Origin of the sequence: Paenibacillus hubeiensis, assembly GCF_032334105.1 — a bacterium.
Taxonomy (GTDB): Bacteria; Bacillota; Bacilli; order Paenibacillales; family Paenibacillaceae; genus Paenibacillus; species Paenibacillus hubeiensis.
Window position 1 is genome coordinate 142370 of the sequence record NZ_JAVYAE020000002.1, and the last position, 18863, is coordinate 161232.

Annotated in this window: 21 protein-coding genes and 1 riboswitch; of the genes, 18 read left to right on the forward strand and 3 right to left on the reverse strand. The window is 49.1% G+C overall.

Going from position 1 to position 18863, the window contains the following annotated elements:
• Positions 1-27: 27 nt before the first annotated feature.
• From RSX24_RS07350 to RSX24_RS07395, 10 genes are all read left to right on the forward strand, one after another.
• Positions 28-513 (forward strand): ABC transporter permease, encoded by a 486-nt coding sequence (locus tag RSX24_RS07350; protein ID WP_339272900.1) that lies wholly within the window; start codon positions 28-30, stop codon positions 511-513.
• A gap of 16 nt (positions 514-529) precedes the next feature.
• Positions 530-931: a hypothetical protein gene (locus RSX24_RS07355; RefSeq protein ID WP_343260147.1), complete on the forward strand. Its 402-nt coding sequence runs from the start codon at positions 530-532 to the stop codon at positions 929-931.
• On the forward strand, positions 924-1475 hold the full coding sequence (locus RSX24_RS07360; protein ID WP_343260148.1) for a hypothetical protein: 552 nt from the start codon (positions 924-926) through the stop codon (positions 1473-1475). Before RSX24_RS07355 ends, RSX24_RS07360 begins: the two co-directional genes overlap by 8 nt.
• Positions 1462-2448, forward strand: a complete 987-nt coding sequence (locus tag RSX24_RS07365) for a hypothetical protein (protein WP_343260149.1) — start codon at positions 1462-1464, stop codon at positions 2446-2448. Before RSX24_RS07360 ends, RSX24_RS07365 begins: the two co-directional genes overlap by 14 nt.
• Positions 2449-2599: 151 nt before the next feature.
• A riboswitch (TPP riboswitch) is annotated at positions 2600-2709 on the forward strand.
• A gap of 201 nt (positions 2710-2910) precedes the next feature.
• Positions 2911-3597, forward strand: coding sequence for a thiamine phosphate synthase (locus RSX24_RS07370; protein WP_343260150.1), 687 nt, complete (start codon positions 2911-2913; stop codon positions 3595-3597).
• A gap of 14 nt (positions 3598-3611) precedes the next feature.
• Entirely contained in the window at positions 3612-4832 is a 1221-nt protein-coding gene (thiO, locus tag RSX24_RS07375; RefSeq protein ID WP_343260151.1) for a glycine oxidase ThiO, read from the forward strand.
• Positions 4829-5032, forward strand: a complete 204-nt coding sequence (thiS, locus tag RSX24_RS07380; protein WP_236412227.1) for a sulfur carrier protein ThiS — start codon at positions 4829-4831, stop codon at positions 5030-5032. The genes thiO and thiS overlap by 4 nt, the downstream gene beginning before the upstream one ends.
• 2 nt (positions 5033-5034) lie before the next feature.
• Entirely contained in the window at positions 5035-5802 is a 768-nt protein-coding gene (locus RSX24_RS07385; protein WP_343260152.1) for a thiazole synthase, read from the forward strand.
• Positions 5799-6854 (forward strand): ThiF family adenylyltransferase, encoded by a 1056-nt coding sequence (locus RSX24_RS07390; protein ID WP_236412232.1) that lies wholly within the window; start codon positions 5799-5801, stop codon positions 6852-6854. The genes RSX24_RS07385 and RSX24_RS07390 overlap by 4 nt, the downstream gene beginning before the upstream one ends.
• Positions 6855-6984: 130 nt before the next feature.
• Positions 6985-7680: a winged helix-turn-helix domain-containing protein gene (locus RSX24_RS07395; RefSeq protein WP_343260153.1), complete on the forward strand. Its 696-nt coding sequence runs from the start codon at positions 6985-6987 to the stop codon at positions 7678-7680.
• 63 nt (positions 7681-7743) lie between these two features.
• On the opposite strand, the gene RSX24_RS07400 is transcribed toward RSX24_RS07395, so the two are convergent.
• Together RSX24_RS07400 and RSX24_RS07405 are read right to left on the reverse strand one after the other, a co-directional pair.
• A complete protein-coding gene (locus RSX24_RS07400) occupies positions 7744-8244 on the reverse strand; it encodes a C40 family peptidase (protein WP_236412236.1) in 501 nt (166 codons plus the stop codon).
• Positions 8245-8526: 282 nt separating this feature from the next.
• Positions 8527-9168 (reverse strand): thiamine diphosphokinase, encoded by a 642-nt coding sequence (locus RSX24_RS07405; protein WP_236412238.1) that lies wholly within the window; start codon positions 9166-9168, stop codon positions 8527-8529.
• Positions 9169-9333: 165 nt separating this feature from the next.
• On the opposite strand from RSX24_RS07405, the gene RSX24_RS07410 reads away from it, so the two are divergent.
• Positions 9334-10002, forward strand: a complete 669-nt coding sequence (locus tag RSX24_RS07410; RefSeq protein WP_236412918.1) for a trimeric intracellular cation channel family protein — start codon at positions 9334-9336, stop codon at positions 10000-10002.
• Between the two features lie 4 nt (positions 10003-10006).
• On the forward strand, positions 10007-10480 hold the full coding sequence (locus tag RSX24_RS07415) for a low molecular weight protein-tyrosine-phosphatase (RefSeq protein WP_236412241.1): 474 nt from the start codon (positions 10007-10009) through the stop codon (positions 10478-10480).
• A 143-nt stretch (positions 10481-10623) separates the two neighbouring features.
• Here the strand turns inward: RSX24_RS07415 and RSX24_RS07420 are convergent, their stop codons facing one another.
• Complete coding sequence (locus RSX24_RS07420) at positions 10624-11358, reverse strand: alpha/beta hydrolase (protein ID WP_236412242.1); 735 nt, start codon at positions 11356-11358, stop codon at positions 10624-10626.
• Between the two features lie 256 nt (positions 11359-11614).
• On the opposite strand from RSX24_RS07420, the gene pdhA reads away from it, so the two are divergent.
• The 6 genes from pdhA to RSX24_RS07450 all read left to right on the forward strand — a co-directional run bounded on the left by pdhA (position 11615) and on the right by RSX24_RS07450 (position 18382).
• The gene (gene pdhA, locus RSX24_RS07425) at positions 11615-12682 is read left to right on the forward strand and encodes a pyruvate dehydrogenase (acetyl-transferring) E1 component subunit alpha (RefSeq protein WP_236412244.1); all 1068 of its coding nucleotides are present in this window, start codon (positions 11615-11617) and stop codon (positions 12680-12682) included.
• A gap of 109 nt (positions 12683-12791) precedes the next feature.
• Positions 12792-13769, forward strand: coding sequence for an alpha-ketoacid dehydrogenase subunit beta (locus RSX24_RS07430; protein ID WP_236412245.1), 978 nt, complete (start codon positions 12792-12794; stop codon positions 13767-13769).
• A 182-nt stretch (positions 13770-13951) separates the two neighbouring features.
• Complete coding sequence (locus RSX24_RS07435; protein WP_339272877.1) at positions 13952-15247, forward strand: dihydrolipoamide acetyltransferase family protein; 1296 nt, start codon at positions 13952-13954, stop codon at positions 15245-15247.
• A gap of 3 nt (positions 15248-15250) precedes the next feature.
• On the forward strand, positions 15251-16666 hold the full coding sequence (lpdA, locus tag RSX24_RS07440; RefSeq protein ID WP_236412247.1) for a dihydrolipoyl dehydrogenase: 1416 nt from the start codon (positions 15251-15253) through the stop codon (positions 16664-16666).
• 404 nt (positions 16667-17070) lie between these two features.
• Positions 17071-17865, forward strand: coding sequence for a thymidylate synthase (gene thyA / locus RSX24_RS07445; protein ID WP_236412248.1), 795 nt, complete (start codon positions 17071-17073; stop codon positions 17863-17865).
• Between the two features lie 28 nt (positions 17866-17893).
• Positions 17894-18382 (forward strand): dihydrofolate reductase, encoded by a 489-nt coding sequence (locus RSX24_RS07450; RefSeq protein WP_236412249.1) that lies wholly within the window; start codon positions 17894-17896, stop codon positions 18380-18382.
• Positions 18383-18863: the final 481 nt, after the last annotated feature.

The following is an 18863-nucleotide window of genomic DNA, read 5'->3' on the forward strand; positions in this document are numbered from 1 at the left end:
TACAACTTATTTTGGGAGGAATTGAAAATGAACAATGCATCCAGTGCGCTAAAGGTTGCTGCCGGGATTTTTTTGACGATTGCCTTGATTACGATCGTGGTGCTGCTGTTTATATCGGCCCAGGAGGCCACCAAGACGGCACAGAACAACTTCGCGGACATTCAGACCGAATTGTCTCAGGCTGCATTCACCGTTTATGACGGAACAACGATCAGCGGCTCCCAGGTGACCAATGCGCTGCGAAAGTATGCGGACAAAGACCAGTTCGGCATTCAGATCATTACTGGCAAAAACGCAGCGGGACAATGGTACGGCAATGAATTGAACATTTCACGTGACGTCAATAACGCAGATTATGGCTCGGTGATCGCGCCTGATAACAAGGTAGGGAGCATTAATCAAACGATGAACGAGAAAGACAACCAATACGTCAATCCGAGCGGGAAATTCAAAGCGATCATCGTGAAAGATAAGTCCAATGTGGTGAGAGGGCTTATTTTCACGCAATCGTGACAGGAGCTGGAGGGTGATGTCCCGAAACACGCAGCAGCTTATGTTGTTTTGCACGGCGGTAGTTATGTTTGTTGCAGCTTGTATGCACGGACAGCATCATGTTCGCCACTTGGCACAAGCCATTGATCAGACCATCCAGGGAACGGAAGCTATGGAGGGCAAGTTGACAACAACGCTGAGAATTTCTGAGCCGGAACGTTATAGCGGAGCGGAAGTGCTGCATACGGTCAGACAGATGACGGGGACAACCATTCAGGTGGAGGTGGACGGAAGCGCCTATCGTATAGACCCTTTGGCAGACAGGGGGGCGACCGTTCCGGTCCAGCTTATGGGTCTCTACAGGCCTGAGTTTATCAGCGACGAGTCCGGGCAGCTGAATAAAATCTCGTTCTGGAAGGAGGCCGGAGATATTGATTAATGCCGCATCCAAACTGCTTGCCGTCTTGTTGGCAGTACTTCTGCTATATGTATATCCGGCTGCCGAAACGGCGGATCGGCAGGATGAGATTTCCCGGATGACCGTTTACCAGACCGTCACACGTTTTGTTGATTCCGCTCGCACCAAAGGTTACATTTCTCCAGCCATGTTTGCCGAGTTCGAAGAACAATTGGCGCGCACGGGCAATGTCTACGACATTTCAATGGAGCATCTGCACAAAAAATATGTGCCGAATTACATCGATCCCCAAAATCCTGCGACTTTTACGGGGACGTACGAGACGGTTTTGGATGGATATTATTCAAGCCAAATCAAAGAGAGGCTTTTTCCGACCGACGGTTTAGAAACCGCGGAGGATCCTGCTCGAAGATACACGTTTACAGTAGGGGATTTTTTTACCGTGTCCGTCAGAAATACGAATCGAACCCCCGCAATGCTTATCCGCGAATGGCTAAATGGGACACTCCAATCTCCCGCCGTGTTTACCACGTATGGAGGGATGGTGCTGAATGAAGATTACTGAGCTGTCCATCGTTTTTGTGCTTGTCTTTTTTCCGTTTTTTTGGATCGTGTCGCAGAGCAGTCGGGAACTCCAGGAGGCCCAGATCCTCAGCAATAGATACGAGACAGCGCTGAGGACTGCCGTCATGGACGCTGGCATGGTCATGCACCAGAACGAAAAGCAAAGTGGAGAAGCGGGCTACGGTTCATCAAAGTTTGTGAACGCTGATAAAGATTTGGCGCTGGAGACGTTTACGCAAACGATGGCTCTTAATTTGGGGATTCAGGACGATCCGCCAGCGATTCGCTCCTTGTTCGATTATATCCCGGCTATCGTTGTTCTGGACTACGACGGTTACTACATGTATGCCAAAGAGACGGAAATGATGGGGGAGCCCGAAAACTCTTTTCGTCACGTGTGGAGCCCAAAGAAACCCTATACCTATGCAGACGAAGACGGAAACAGCATCAATTTCACGTTGGATAGTTATGTCTACGCCTATGATGCCGAAAAGCAAATGTGGCTTGAAGGCTTTCGGAACGAACTCATCGCGTCGACACGGATCCCGTTGCTGAGAAATGATGAACATTTTGAACATGTTCGCAGAAGCCGGATTGTCAGTGCCGTTCAGGAGGATTTGGCCGAGGTCATCAATCGTCACAACGAATTTGCCAGAAGAAATGGCATCTCATACACGTTTACTCTGCCGCTCATCTCCCAGGAAGACTGGTACAACTCTATAAATGACACAGGGATCATTGCTTTCATTCAGGGTATTCCGAGCGGGAGCCGAAAAATCAACAACTTTGCCATCGGAGGCGGCCGGCTTGTTAAGAGGACGGCCGTGATCGGCGGCGTGGATCCTGACAGCGGCATCAAATATTATTATCCGGCCACATGCTCGAACGGATACAGGCCGGAGGAAGTTTTTACGGATGCCCAGGAGGCAGCGGCTCGAGGCTATTTTGAGCAAAATTGTTATATCAATCACTAGTATCCTCCGACGAAAAGGCACTGGATAGTGCGATATTTTCAGCTGCGTAGTCTAACCTAAAAAAGCGCTGATCTTCCTGATTTTTGGCAGTGCACGCAAAAATGATCGATGACAAAACAGGATGCCTATGGTAATATAGGCTACAACTTCATAAGAGCACTAGGGGTGCCGCGCGATGCGGCTGAGATGGAATAATTCGATTCCGGACCCTTTGTACCTGATCTGGATCATACCAGCGTAGGGAAGTGGCACGTTTTTCGTCATGACAAGGAAGGCTGTATTTCAGCCGTCGCTTGGATTGCAATGCGATTATCGGCAATGCTCGTTCCATGCATAAACGCGTGAGAATAATGCCCATTGGTTTCGCATTTGCCTTGCATTGCACGAAAGATACGAATAAGTCGCCACTCCCCTGCGGGAGTGGTTTTTTGTGTTCTTTCAGAAAGGCAGGTGAACCGAGTTATGGTTGCTTCGCAAACTCAATCAGTACCTTCATCATTGGAGCTCCATGTCATTTCAAACGGAACGGGGGACCTTGATGTTTTTCTTGAAAAGGCGATCCGGGTGAGCCCTTGGGTGGACTACATTCATATTCGGGAAAAACATCTTGCGATCAACCAAAGATTGCACTGGGCCGAACGAATGCAAGAAGCGGGTATCCCGGCTTCGCAAATTGTCGTTAATGGCATTCCTGATCGAATGGATGGTTTTTCTGTTCCTAAGTTGTGCGGCGTGCAAAGGGGGGAATCGGATTTCAAACAGTATGGCACAACCATCCGGATGGACAACAAGCATGAACCGATCCGTCTGGGCGTTTCCGTGCATTCCTTGGAAGGGGCGAAATCCGCTGAGCGCCAAGGCGCAGATTATGTTATTTTTGGGCACGTTTTTGCTACCAACAGCAAAATTGGCGCTGCGCCAAGAGGCATACCTGCATTGAAAGCGATATGCAGTTCCCTTTGCATTCCCGTCATTGCGATCGGCGGAATTCGCCCTGATGCCGTGGATGCGATTTACGCAGCCGGGGCAAGCGGGATTGCGGTCATGTCCGCCATATGGGAGAACAGTAAACCTGAGCAAGCAGCCGCTGCATTCAAACAGGCCATGTCCGGTGTACGGCCCATGAATGACGCCATTGAACGAAGATGAAGGAGGGGCAATCGTTGTTTGATGATCGCATTAGCTTAGACGGTAGTTCGGGGTTCGACATTCTCGACAAAAAAGAGAATCCACGTTCGCGAAAGGACATGTCTGCCGAAACGATCGTGATCGGAGGGGGTGTCATCGGTTGTTCCATCGCTTATGAATTGGCAGCCCGCGGGCAGGAAGTAATGCTCCTGGAACGAGCCCGAATGGGTGGAGGGACGTCATCGGCGGCGGCCGGCATGCTGGCTGCCGACAGTGAGCACTTTCATCATGCGGCCATAGCGGAGCTTGCCCGGCGCAGCCGTGAACGGGTTCACCGGCAGAGGGAGCATATTCAAGCGATGAGCGGAATTGACATTGGTTTGCGGCAGGCCGGGTTCATTACGCCTTTTCGAAGCGGACAAAAGGCAGGACTATATGCAGCCGCATATGAAACAGATTCGAATGCATGCACGTATTGGGATCGGCAGGAACTGCAGCGTCAGGCACCCTGGCTAAGCCGGGATACGTATGGCGGGTTGTACAGGCAAGCTGAAAGCGAAGTGCTGCCGTTAAACCTTGTCACAGCTTATGCCAAGTCCGCTCAAGCATACGGGGCTCGAATCATGGAAGGCATTCAGAATGTAACGCTGCAAACCGGGGCAGGGCGCATACAAGGGGTTCAAACCTCCATTGGCATGTTGACATGTAAAAATGTCATAGTCGCGGCCGGGCTGCAAGGAGTAGAGTTGATGGAAAGCGTAGGGTTGAACATGCCTGTCGTGCCGGTAAAGGGAGAAATGGTTGCTGTCCGGTTTTCGCATCATGACGCTGCACGGGGAAATGTACCGGACAGGACCGTTTATGCGGAAGATGTTTATATCGTTCCAAAAGCGAATGGAGAAGTGTGGTTGGGTGCAACAAGCTTGGCGGGAGCTTCGGATTTGCATGTGACCCCTGGAGGGATCCAGAAACTGATCTCCGCCGCGGCAGCATGGGTTCCCGCCGTTGCGCACGCCCGATTCGAGCGAGCCTGGGCCGGCGTGAGACCATCGACTCCGGATGGTTTGCCGTATTTGGGGGAAAGCGAACAATATTCGGGATTGTATGCCGCTTTCGGACATTATCGGAACGGTATTTTGCTCAGCGCTATCACAGGCAGTGTGTTGGCGGATTTGATCGAGGGGAAATCAGCCGGTGAACTCGGGATTGCTGCTTTCAATCCGGAGCGCTTAAGCGGAAAGGGGATGATGCATTGAATATTATCGTCAACGGACAATCGATGGAGATTGAAGACCAGTTGAATCGTGTGGACAAATTGTTGCTCTCTTTCAATCTTCAGGTGAAAACCGTCGTTGTTGAACTGAATCGGCAAATTTTAACGCGAGAGCTTCATGAGACGACGCCGCTGAAAAACGGAGACCGAATCGAAATCGTACATTTTGTGGGAGGCGGATAAGTATGTTAAACATTGGAAAATATGCCTTTGAATCGAGATTGCTGCTGGGAACAGGGAAATTCGAAGACTTGGATGTACAACGACAGGCGGTTGAGGCATCAGGCACAGAGGTTCTGACATTTGCTATAAGGCGCTTGAATTTGGAGCAGCGGGACCGCAAGCATTTTCTCGACACGTTGGACCTGAGTCGATTCACGTTGCTGCCGAATACCGCTGGAGCGACGAATGCCGAAGAAGCGGTACGCATCGCCGAATTGGCACGGGCATCGGGACTTTGTGATATGATTAAGGTAGAAGTGATCGGCGATGGGCGAACGTTGTTGCCCGACCCGATCGAAACGTACAGGGCTTGCGAGATGCTGCTTGAAAGAGGATTTACGGTGCTGCCGTATATTTCGGATGACGTCATTTTGGCCAAACGTCTGCAATTGCTCGGTGTACACGCCGTGATGCCTGGGGCCTCGCCGATTGGTGCGGGCAAAGGGCTGATAAATCCGTACAATCTTGAGCTGATCATTGAACAGGCTGCGGTTCCGGTCATTGTGGATGCAGGCCTTCGTTCTCCCAAAGATGCTGCCCAAGCGATGGAACTGGGGGCAGATGGCGTATTGCTTAATACGGCTGTTTCAGGTTCACGCGATCCGGTTAAGATGGCTAAGGCCATGCGAATGGGCGTTGAAGCAGGAAGATTGGCATACGAGGCAGGCATGATCCCCGTCAAGCGTTATGCAGCAGCGAGCAGTCCTGCGGAAGGAATGGTTCAGTCATGACAAACCCGAACACGAACGAGCATCCAGAGCAAGAAAACCGTTACTCACGGCAGGAACGATTCGCGCCGCTGGGCAAAAACGGACAGGAGCGGCTGAAAGGAAGCCGTGTACTGATCATTGGTGCAGGCGCGCTGGGAACGGGAATCGCCGAGACGTTGGCACGTGCCGGAATCGGGCATATCACGATCGCCGATCGCGATTACGTGGAGTGGAGCAACCTGCAGCGCCAGCAGCTCTACGCAGAGAAGGACGCATTGGAGCGCATGCCGAAAGCGATCGCTGCTGTAAAGCGTCTGAAAGAGATTAATTCCACAGTAGACATCGTTGGAAAAGTCATGGATGTGCGGACGGATGAATTGGAAGAACTCATTGCGGATGTCGATCTGGTGATGGATGCAACGGATAACTTTGATACAAGACTGCTGATCAACGATATGTGCCAAAAACATCGCAAACCATGGATTTACGGTGGGTGCGTAGGCAGCTACGGGATTACCTACACCTTTATGCCAGGGGAAACCCCTTGTTTGAATTGTTTGCTCGGGGAGGTGCCGTTGGGCGGGGATACCTGCGATACCTCTGGAATCATTCCGCAAGCCGTGCAGATGGTCACGGCCAATCAGACTGCAGAAGCCATGAAGCTTCTTAGCGGAAATCATGGCGCCTTAAGGCGCAAGCTGCTGTCGTTTGACCTGTGGCGGAACGAGTACATAACGATCAACGTGGATGGCGCGAAGAAGCCGGATTGTCCTTCGTGCAGCGCATCGGCTTCATTTCCGTATTTATCCGCCTCGAATCTCGAAAAAACGGACGTGCTCTGCGGCAGGGATACGGTGCAGATCCGTCCTTCCCGACCATTGAAGCTGGATCTCCAACAGACCGCTGAACGTTTGGGTAAGCTTGGGGAAGGGGTCGTGGAACACAATCCGTTTCTGGTCTCGTTCAGCCTAGGGGAACATCGGATGGTTATTTTTCAAGACGGTCGGATCCTCGTCCACGGGACCAAAGATACTGCTGAAGCACGCACGCTTGTCCATCGCTATTTTGGCTAATGCCGTGCACCAAATTCAAGTTCGTTCCTTTCGAGGAATGGACTTTTTCGTTTTTCGGCATCATAACGACATATGGAGGATCGCACGCGACCTCTACAGAGAAAGAATTTGTCCAAGGCCGGGTGAACGGATGAAAACGACCATTTTACTTGTTGGCGTCCAGGAACAGACAAGGTCGCTAAAAGAAGCGCTGAGTGCCGAGGGCTATGCCGTGCTCTTGGCCAGCGCAGGTACATACAAGCAGCAATTGGAGATGGTCAAGCAGAATCTGTCCATGATCATCTGGACCGCTGCTCCTGAAGACACAATCCAGCCCGACGAAGGATTGAAGTGGCATCGCGGACAGAACCATCACAACATTCCGTTTATAATTATTACGACCGCAATATCCGCGGATCGAATTGTGGAATGGTTGGACAGCGGGGCAAACGACATACTCGAGCAAGAGAGCGAGCCGAGTATATTGATGGCAAGGATTCGAAATTTGCTTCGCTTGTTTTCTCAAGGTTCGCAGTTCGACGAAGAAGTTATCATGGTGCATGACCTTAAAATCAATTTGCGCTCGCGGAGAGTCAGCCGGGCAGGGGAGTATTTGACGCTGACGCCGAAAGAATACGAATTGTTGGAGTTTTTGGCGCGGCATGCAAACGAAGCCTGTTCGCGGAAGACGATCTTATCGGAAGTGTGGGGCTATGATTTTCAAATGGATACGAACGTGGTGGATGTGTATATCAAACATTTGCGTGAAAAAGTGGACAAGGGTAGGGGCGTCAAACTCATTCAAACTGTGCGCGGAGTGGGTTATATGCTTCATTCTTCCCATTAAAAATGGCCAGATCCTTAATGGATCCGGCCATTTTAGACATATATTCAATGATTCGTAGGGAAATTACAGTACACGGCGTGCTTTAATATACGTTTTTTTCCAGTTTCCCGAGTTCAGGTCAGAGAACGTTACCCCTGGAGATCCGTAAGTGTGCAGGATCTTTCCGTTGCCCGCGTAAACTGCTACGTGCGTAATATTGCTGCCTGTGGAACGGCTGCCGCTCGAAAAGAATACCAGGTCTCCGACGCGCAGGTTCGCTTTGGATACGGCTACGCCTTCCTTGGATTGTTTGACGCTGGTACGCGGAAGGTCCACGCCATACTTTTTAAAGATATATTTCATGAAGGAAGAGCAGTCAAAATTTTTGGTCGTCGAAGTGGATGCTCCAAATTTATATGGCGTTCCCATAAATTGTTTACCGTAATTGACGATTTGTTGTCCTTTGGACACGGTTGCGCTTGCTGCTTGAGCAGCAGGTGCCGATGTCATTGCGATGGCTCCAAAACCAAGTGCTGCGCACAATCCCACGGTCACGGCCTTTTGGACAAAGATGTTTGTTTTCATGTAGTACCTCCAAAATTAAGTTTTCGTTTCGTTTGCTAGAGCGAGTATAACAGGTTTGTAACACCCTAAAATTTGGAGTAGAAGCTTGAAGTGCTTGAAGTGACTGGTTTTGGAGCGTTTTATTAAAATACCATTAAAAATGTCAAAAAATTAATCGTTGACGGATGCATTTAAGGTTTGAAACAGAAAAAACCTTTGAAAATCAAAGGTTTTTACGAATAATAAGTTGCTCTTTTTATTTTTCAGCAAGTTACAAAAATGTAACTTTCATATGAACCAACGTTAATCCTTGCTCTGAATAATGAGCAGCAATCCGCTATCGATGGTAACTGTCCCCGCAGGTCCCAAAAGCTTGTTGCTTATGCCGAGGGATTGTCCCATCCGGAGCGTTGCTTTATCCAGAGGGTACTGAAAGCCTTCCAGACTGATTCCGGTGACCTCGGGCGTCAACGGCAGCAATGAAACGTACTGATACCCCCGATCTTCGACCGAGGCTTCGGACGTGGTCAGTGTCAGATAGTTGTGTTCGTCCTGAAGCGTGCAAGAGATATGATGCTGCATCGCACGGACCATGATATGTACGTTGGCAAGCGTATGATCAAGGCGAGTGCCTGTAGCGCCCAGCATGAGAATATGGGTAGGTTCCATATCCAATGCGGTTTCGAAAGCCATTTCCGTATCCGTCCAGTCCTTCTCGACGGCATCGACGGAAATCATGCGTTCACTGTTCAGGCGGACCCTTTCCCGTTCCTCGTCAGTAATAGAGTCGAAGTCGCCTACGGCAAAGTGGGGTCGAATGCCGTGATCGATCAGGTACAGTGCCCCGCGATCTGCAGCGATGAGCACGTCATCGTGCCTGATTTCTTTGAGAAATTCGGGAGACAGGCTTCCCCCCGTAAAAATGACGACGCGTTTCATGGTCATTCTATTCATCCTTCCTGCCATGAAGAAAGTTTTCATTTATCATTATATTGCGAACCCTTCCAGTATAAATCACAAAATCTAGTTGCACAATTCCGGCACTCGCGGATACAATGATGAGAGCGACATGGAGATGACTTGAAAAGTGAGGTTTGGACGGAATTGGACTTGCACATTTTTGAAGTGTTCAGCATCATCGGCACCATTGCGTTTGCGATGTCGGGGGCTTTCGTGGCCATGGAAGAGGAATACGACATTCTTGGCGTGCTGGTGCTGGGATTGGTCACCGCCTTCGGTGGCGGGGTGGTAAGGAATGTTCTGATCGGTGTGCCCGTGACCACGCTGTGGAGCCAAGGCGCACTTATTATGCTTGCCCTCGTATCCGTAGCCGTGGCATTTGTGCTCCCGCTGAAATGGATCGGACATTGGAAGCGGACGGAAGCGCTCTTCGATGCCATTGGACTTGCCGCCTTTGCGATTCAGGGTGCCCTATATGCCGTTAACATGGGTCATCCCATCAGTGCGGTCATTGTGGCAGCAGTGATGACAGGCATCGGCGGGGGTATCATTCGCGACCTGTTGGCAGGACGCAAACCTTTGGTGTTGCGGGATGAAATCTATGCGGTATGGGCGATCGCTGCCGGGTTTGCGATCGGAATGGGCTGGCTGACAACCAATACGGGATTGCTTATCGGATTTGTTGCGGTCGTATTTTTCCGGATGTGTTCCGTCCATTATAAATGGAAGCTTCCGCGCCGTTCGCTGGTACAGGCGGATCGTGTGCAGCCTCAGGCGGCACAAAGCTCATTAAATCGTACGTTCGGAAAAGGGGAGTAACGAGATGATTCATGTTTTGTTTGTATGTTTGGGGAACATCTGCAGATCCCCGATGGCCGAGGCGGTGATGAGGCACAAAATAGAGCAGCGCGGACTGCAGGACCGAATTCGCGTAGACTCGGCTGGGACAGGCAATTGGCATGTCGGGAAGCCGCCTCATGAAGGAACGCGCCAATTGTTGGATGAATACGGGATTTCCTATGCCAATATGGCCGCCAGGCAATTCGCAAGTACAGACTTTGAACAGTTCGATTATATTGTGTGCATGGATGATTCCAACGTGGCGAACGTACGCAAAGTCATTGGCGGAGAGAAAGCCGATCTGCTCAAATTGATGGATTTGCTGCCTGATGAGACGTTGCGCGAAGTGCCTGATCCGTATTATACGGGGAATTTCGAAGAGGTTTACAGACTCGTGGATGCCGGGTGCGACGCATTATTGAAACGGATTGAAAGTGATCATTCACTATCATTATAACATTTCGGAATTCTTCCATACTGAGCGCAACAAAAAGCGACTGAAAGAGCAGGGCGTCCTGCTTCTTTTTTGATCTTGAATGTAAACGCTAACAAATATGCCGGGAAAAAAGCGGCCTTTCAGCCGCCGCCGGACAGATGTTGTTAGCGCTCGCTCAGGAAATAAAGCAGAGCCTCGGGGAGCTCTTTTTGCCAAAACCCCCATTGATGACGCCCGTCTTTTTCCCGGTACGATACAACCGCATCGCGGTTCTCCAAAATGTCGCGCGTATCGCGGTTCAGCTGCACGAAATCGTAGATGCCTGTATCGGATTCAAATGCATCCTCCTGCAAGCCAACGATCATCCAGATGTTCAGCCACGACAAGTCTTCCTCAGCAGCGTAAATTTCTTGGGAAGCGGAATAGAAGGCTCCTGACAGGCTGATGACCCGGTTAAAAAGGTGAGGATAAAGCAGGGCGAGGTGCAGCGATACGCTGCCGCCGAGGGAATCTCCCGCAAGCACACGTTCCTGGGGAGAGCGGCGTACAGGATATTTCTCTTCCACATAGGGAATAATCTCTTCAGCGAAGCAGGCCGTGTATGCTTTGAAGCGATCGCCGAACGGAGCATACTCTTGGGTTCTCACCGAGACATCCACCTGAACGCCTACAATAATGAACGGCTCGGCGCCTTCATCCAGGATGATCCGGTTCGCCGTCGTCGCGATGCGTCCAAAATTGAAAAACTCCTCTCCGTCCTGACAATAAACGACAGGATAAGTTAGCAGTTCGTTATACCCCGGGGGAAGGTAGATGCGCAGGACGCGCTTTTCGCCAAGATGGCGACTCTCGATTTCTTCTTTCACAATCGTCCGTTTCAAATAGCGGGAATCCGTCATAAAACGTCACCTTTCTCGGTTATTTTTTTGCATTCAACTGCACAATACGGTAAGATTAACCTTGTGCGCGGATAGGTCAGACCAGCAGCCATGTACTATGCTGTTATACCATTATTCATCTCCTGTTATACATACAATCCGAAAGGGAATATAAAAAAATTACGGATTTCTTTGACGTATGCGGTGAAACAGGTGTATAATAATTCTATAACAGCGGAACTTGATATTCAAACTTTTTGTTGAGGTGAAGAAAAAAATGAGCAAGGTTCCTTATGAAGTATACACGGAGGAAGTAGAAGCTCTGTCCGTACTGTCTCCGGATGGTGAAATTATTAACAAAGACAAGTTGCCAGAACTTTCCGACGATCAATTAAAAGAAATTATGTACCGCATGGTATTTACCCGCACTTGGGATGATCGTGCAGTTAACCTCGGTCGCCAAGGCCGTCTCGGTTTCTATGCTCCGGTATCCGGACAAGAAGCAACAATGGTGGGTAGTGAATTCGCCATTCAAAAAGAAGACTTTATCTGCCCAGGCTATCGCGACATTCCGCAGCTCGTATGGCATGGACTTCCATTGTACCAAGCATTCCTGTATTCCCGTGGACATCAGCATGGTGGCCAAGTGCCTGACGGCGTTAACGTATTGATGCCGCAAATCATCATCGGCGCGCAAATCCTGCACGCGATGGGGATTGCAATGGGATACAAATTGAAAAAACAAAAACAAGTCGTTATCACATATACAGGTGACGGCGGTTCTTCCGAAGGTGACTTCTACGAAGGTTTGAACTATGCCGGCGTTTACAAACTGCCTGTTATTTTCTTTGTGCAAAACAACGGCTACGCCATCACAACTCCGTTTGCTAAACAAACCGCTGCATTGTCCATCGCTCATAAAGCGGTTGCAGCAGGGATCAAAGGCGTTAAAGTTGACGGTATGGACGTTCTGGCTGTCATCAAAGCGGTTCAAGAAGCTGCTGAGCGCGGCCGCAATGGCGAAGGCGCAACATTGATCGAAGCCGTAACGTATCGTTTCCGTCCTCACTCCCTTTCGGACGATGCTTCCAAATATCGTACCAAAGATGAAGAAGCAGAGTGGAGCGAAAAGGATCCAATCGCGCGTTTTGCGAAATATCTGGAGAAAAAAGGTCTGTGGACCGAAGAAGATACAGCTCGCGTGAAAGAAGAAGCAAAAGCGAAAGTCAACGACGAGATCAAAAAAGCGGAAAAAACAGAAAAAATGACGATTCCAGGCTTGCTTGACAGCATGTTCGAACATACGCCTAAGCACTTGGAAGAGCAAAAAGCAGACTTCCAATAAGTTTTTTCCATTAAAAGCATATATCGTGTCCGGACGATCGTCCGGATTACGGTTCCTTGTGTGATTTCGAGAATGTGAACTGTCAATGTTTAAGGAGGAAATGAAGCAAATGGCACAAATGAACATGAAAGAAGCAATCCGTGATGCGCTTCGCGTTGAATTGAAACGTGATCCTAACGTTGTGCTTTTCGGTGAAGATGTAGGTCATGTAGGCGGCGTTTTCCGTGTAACGGAAGGACTGCAAAAAGAATTTGGTGAAGAGCGCGTATTCGATACACCGCTGGCTGAGTCCGCAATCGGCGGTCTGGCTGTAGGTTTGGGTATTCAAGGCTTCCGTCCGGTTGCCGAAATCCAATTCGTAGGTTTCATTTTCGAAGCCCTTGACCAAATGGTTGTGCAAGCTGCGCGCATGCGTTACCGTTCCGGCGGCAAATACAACTCCCCAATCGTTTTCCGTACACCTTACGGCGGCGGCGTAAAAGCAGCCGAATTGCATACAGACGCTTTGGAAGGTTTGCTTGCGCAAACTCCGGGTATTAAGGTAGTAATCCCTTCGAACCCTTACGATGCAAAAGGTTTGATGATCGCTTCCATCCGCGACAATGACCCTGTATTCTTCATGGAGCATTTGAACCTGTACCATGCTTTCCGTGCAGAGGTTCCTGAAGAAGACTACGTGGTTGAACTGGGTAAAGCGAACGTGGTTCGCGAAGGTTCGGACGTAACGATCGTTACTTACGGCATGATGGTGCACACGTCCATCAAAGCTGCTGAAGAGTTGGAGAAAAAAGGAATCAAGGTTGAAATTATCGACTTGCGTACGGTTAGCCCGATCGATATCGATACCATCGTTGCTTCCATCAAAAAAACCAACCGCGCTATCGTGGTTCAAGAAGCTCAAAAGAGCGCAGGCGTTGCGGCTGAAGTCATTGCCCAAATCAATGAAAAAGCTATCCTGCACCTGGAAGCGCCGGTTCTGCGCGTAGCAGGTCCTGACACGGTATATCCTTTCGCGCAAATCGAAGATGCTTGGCTGCCTACTCCTGCTCGGATCATCGATGCAGTGAACAAAGTAGTTGAGTTTTAATTCAATCATCTGACATGCCGCAAGGCGCAGTATGGTGATTCACATCGCAGCTGCAAAGCTGCACTGAAAACAGCCATTAGCCCCTTGAGTAGTCACAGTTATTTGCTCTCGCAGTAACGGTAATAGACTTGGAGCTAAGGGTTGTTTTCAGGATTGAGCACATAATCAAGGAGGTTTTTCAGTTGGCTAAATTTGAATACAAATTCCCTGAACTGGGTGAAGGCCTGCACGAAGGCGAAATCATCAAGATGCACATCAAACCCGGTGACAAGGTAACAGACGACGACATCATCATGGAAGTACAGAACGATAAAGCGGTCGTTGAAGTTCCTTGTCCGGTTAACGGAACAGTAACTGAAGTATTTGCAAAAGATGGTCAAGTTTGCCACGTTGGCGAAGTTGTTGCGATCATCGATGCAGAAGGTGACATTCCGGATCAAGGCGATGACGCTGGCGATCAAGCTGAACAAGAAAAAGATGCGGCTCAAGGCGGAGCAGACACTAACGCTTCTTCCCCTGCTCAAGCAAGCAACAACGTTGCTCCAGCAGCTCCGGCCAAAGACGTTTTGGCTACGCCAAGCGTTCGCAAGTTTGCTCGTGAGCAAGGCGTTGACATTGCTCAAGTGAACGGCACCGGCAACAACGGCAAAGTAACCAAAGAAGACGTTGAAGCTTTCAAAAACGGTGGCGGCCAAGCAGCAGCTTCTTCTGCAGCTCCAGCAGCTCAAGAAGAGAAAAAATCCGCTGCTCCGGCAGCCGCAGCAGCAGATGCGCGTCTGGAAGAAGAACGCGTACCATTCAAAGGAATCCGCAAAGCGATTTCCAATGCCATGGTTAAATCTGCTTACACAGCTCCACACGTTACAATCATGGATGAAGTGGACGTCACTGAACTGGTAGCGTTCCGCACTCGCATGAAACCAATTGCAGAGAAAAAAGGCACAAAAGTGACTTATCTGCCATTCATCGTTAAAGCTCTGGTTGCGGCTTCCCGTCAATTCCCGGCTCTTAACGCGATGATTGATGAAGAAGCTAACGAAATTGTATACAAAAAATACTACAACATCGGTATCGCTACAGATACAGACAACGGCTTGATCGTTCCTGTTATCAAAGATGCTGATCGTAAATCCATCTGGATGATCGCTGATTCCATCCGTGACCTGGCAGCTCGTGGCCGCGACGGCAAACTGAGCCCTAACGAAATGAAAGGCAGCACGATCTCCATCACGAACATCGGTTCCGCTGGCGGCATGTTCTTCACTCCGATCATCAACTTCCCTGAAGTTGCTATTCTCGGAACCGGACGCATCAGCGAAAAAGCGGTTGTGAAAAACGGCGAAATCGTTGCAGCACCTGTAATGGCTCTGTCCTTGAGCTTTGACCACCGTATCATCGATGGCGCAACAGCACAAAACTTTATGAACTACATTAAACAGCTGCTCGCTAACCCTGAGCTGCTTGTTATGGAGGTGTAAGATATGGTAGTAGGCGACGCTTCTCTCAATATCGACACATTGGTAATTGGTGCAGGACCTGGCGGCTATGTAGCTGCCATCCGTGCTGCACAACTGGGCCAAAGCGTATTGATCGTAGACAAATCCGAACTGGGCGGCGTATGTTTGAACCGTGGATGTATTCCATCCAAAGCGCTGATCTCGGCTGCGCATCAATATGAAAGTGCATTGCATGGCGACGCTTTTGGTATCTCTGCGGAGAACGTAAAAGTGGACTTTGCCAAAACGCAAGAATTCAAAAACGGCGTTGTTAAGAAAATGACTAGCGGCGTGACTGGCTTGCTCAAAGGCAACAAAGTTGAAGTTTTCAACGGTGAATGCATGTTCATCAACGAAAACGAAGCGCGTGTATTCAACGATCACGAATCTCCGCGTTACAAATTCAAAAATGCAATCATTGCAACAGGTTCCCGTCCAATCGAACTGAAACCTTTCCCGTTCGGCGGTCGCATTCTGTCCTCGACAGAAGCGTTGAACCTGCCTGAAGTACCGAAAAGCCTGATCGTGATCGGTGGCGGATATATCGGTGCCGAGCTTGGTCAAATGTACTCCAAATTCGGTGCGAAAGTAACGATCATCGAAGGTATGGACACGGTATTGCCAGGTTTCGATAAAGACATGACGAGCCTTGTGGCTAAAAACATGAAGAAAACCGGCATCGAAATCGTAACGGGTGCAAAAGCGGAAAGCGCTGAGCAAACGGACAAAGACGTAACGGTTAAATATTCCGTAAACGGCGAGTCCAAAGAAATTACTGCAGACTATCTGCTCGTAACGGTTGGACGTCGTCCAAACACAGACGGAGAACTGGGTCTGGACTTGATCGGTGTTGAAACTGATGAGCGTGGCTTCGTTAAAGTTGACCACCAAGGACGCACTAGCATTCCTCATATCTTCGCAATCGGTGATATCGTGGCTGGTCTGGCATTGGCTCACAAAGCTTCTTACGAAGGTAAAGTGGCTGCAGAAGCCATTGCAGGACAACCGTCCGTAGTTGACTACAAATGTATGCCGGCTGTTGTGTTCACAGATCCTGAGTGCTCCAGCGTAGGTCTGACTGAAAAAGAAGCCAAAGAAAAAGGCTACAAAGTAAAAGCAGGCAAATTCCCTTATGCGGGTAACGGCCGTGCCGTATCTTTGAACCATGCCGAAGGTTTCGTAAAAATCGTTGCTGACGAAGAGAACGGCCTTGTTCTGGGCTGCCAAATCGTAGGTCTGGAAGCTTCCAACTTGATTGCTGAGCTGGGTCTCGCTATCGAAATGGGTGCAACTCTGGAAGACTTGGCTCTGACTATTCACGCTCACCCAACATTGGGCGAAATCGTGATGGAAGCAGCGGAACTGGTTATGGGTCATCCGATCCACATCATTTCCCGTTAATTCAGAACAGCAATGGCCTTGGATTCGTCCGGCCTTATAGATGAACGTACAAGGGATGGGTAACGCCACAGCGTTACCTGTCCTTTTTTTTGACTTGCACGAAACGACAACCTTCGAACACAGTGAGGATGAAAAGCGGAAAACTTTTCGTTGACTGGGTTATGAAATATGCGAAGTGTGAAGTCACCGAATAATGATGCCTTTCCGTGAAAGAATGATATATGATAAACTGTTACAATGAGCTTCTCCAAGAGGTTGAGACTTATCGACAGATGTCCTCCTTGAAAAAGGAGTCAAAAAAATCTGGGATAACAGCAATCGGAATATGGTTCTGACTACATAGTGGCTCGATGTAAAACCATTCGTTCAAACTTATATAGAAACGACTGTGAGGCGATGAATACATGAAAAATTATCTGGAATTGCTGCAGGACGTGCTGCACAACGGGGTTCACAAAGAAGACCGCACGGGCACGGGCACATTGTCCGTCTTTGGGCGCCAATTGCGCTTTGATCTGAACGAAGGTTTTCCGCTGGTTACGACCAAGCGCATCCATCTGAAATCGGTCGTTCACGAGTTGTTATGGTTTCTGAGCGGAGATACCAACATTCGCTACCTGAAGGATAACGGCGTGAGCATCTGGGATGAATGGGCGGATGAGAACGGCGATCTTGGCCCGGTATATGGGTCGCAATGGCGGACCTGGGAAGCTCCGAGTGGCGAAAAAATCGACCAAATCGCTGCCGTGGTGGACGCGATCAAAAACAATCCCGATTCCCGGCGCCATCTGGTTAGCGCGTGGAACGTGGCCGAAATCAATCGCATGAAGCTTCCGCCATGCCATTTTGCGTTTCAGTTTTACGTGGCTGAGGGTAAATTATCCTGTATGTTGACCATGCGTTCGGTGGACACGTTCCTTGGACTGCCGTTTAACATCGCCAGCTATGCGTTATTAACCCATATGATCGCTCAACAGTGCGATCTGGAAGTGGGCGAGTTCATTTGGTCCGGAGGAGATGTGCACATCTATTCGAACCATTTGGAACAAGTCAAAACCCAATTGGAACGTGAGCCGTTTGCATTGCCGAAGCTGGTGATCAAACGCAAACCGGATTCGATTTTCGACTACAAGTTTGAAGATTTCGAATTCGAGAACTACCAGCATCATCCTGGAATCAAAGCCCCGGTTGCCATCTGATTGCATCCGGTGAGAGGAGTGCATACACATGAGTATTGAACTGGTATGGGCCATGGGAGAGAACGGAGCGATCGGCCTTAATAATGCGATCCCTTGGCGATTGCCGAAAGACATGGCTTTTTTTAAACAGCGTACGTTGAACAAAACCATCATCATGGGGCGCAGAACGTGGGAATCTTTCGGTGGCAAACCGCTGCCGCAGCGCCGAAACATCGTGATTACGCGGGACCTGGACTATAAGGTTGAACAGGCAGAAGTGGTCCATACGATTGAAGAAGGTCTGAGTGCAACCCAAGGCGAAGAATTGTGCGTGATCGGGGGTTCCGAGATCTATCGTGAATTCCTTCCGTTTGCCGATCGGTTGGTTGTGACCAAAATTCACGAACATTTTGAAGCGGACACCTTTTTTCCCAACATCGATTGGTCGGAGTGGGAGCTCGTTGAGCAGATCGAAGGCGAACAGGACGAAAAAAATATTTACCCCTACACGTTTGAATTTTATGAACGAAAAAAGTAAATAAAGCATACGTTGAGATCAAAGAGCCCAGATATGACATCAAAGGTCAAGATCCCAAAAAATGATGCACGCAGAAAAAGGGCGCTCGTTACGAATGGTTCGTGACAGTAGCCCTTTTTTTATTCTCGAGCGAAAAAAACGGATATGAAGGTCTGACCGAAGATTTTACATAAAACTAACATAAAAAGTACCAACATCAGGAATGAAATGTGAATTGGGTTTATATATTTTGGTGAAAAAGTATAAACGATGTGCCTTTTTACCGTTGTAAAGCTTTAAATCCGAACAATTCGTTCAACTTGTCTAGCTTTTATTACTTAAAACGTTGATTTTGATGGCAAATTATCTCACATTTACGTAACGTGCATTCATTTTTCTTTATGATCAAGTAATGTGCAAGACGAAATACCCGTATCTGGATAACCAAAATCCGGTTGTTGACCTGCGGTCCTTTGGCCCTCTATGATGTATAAAATACAAA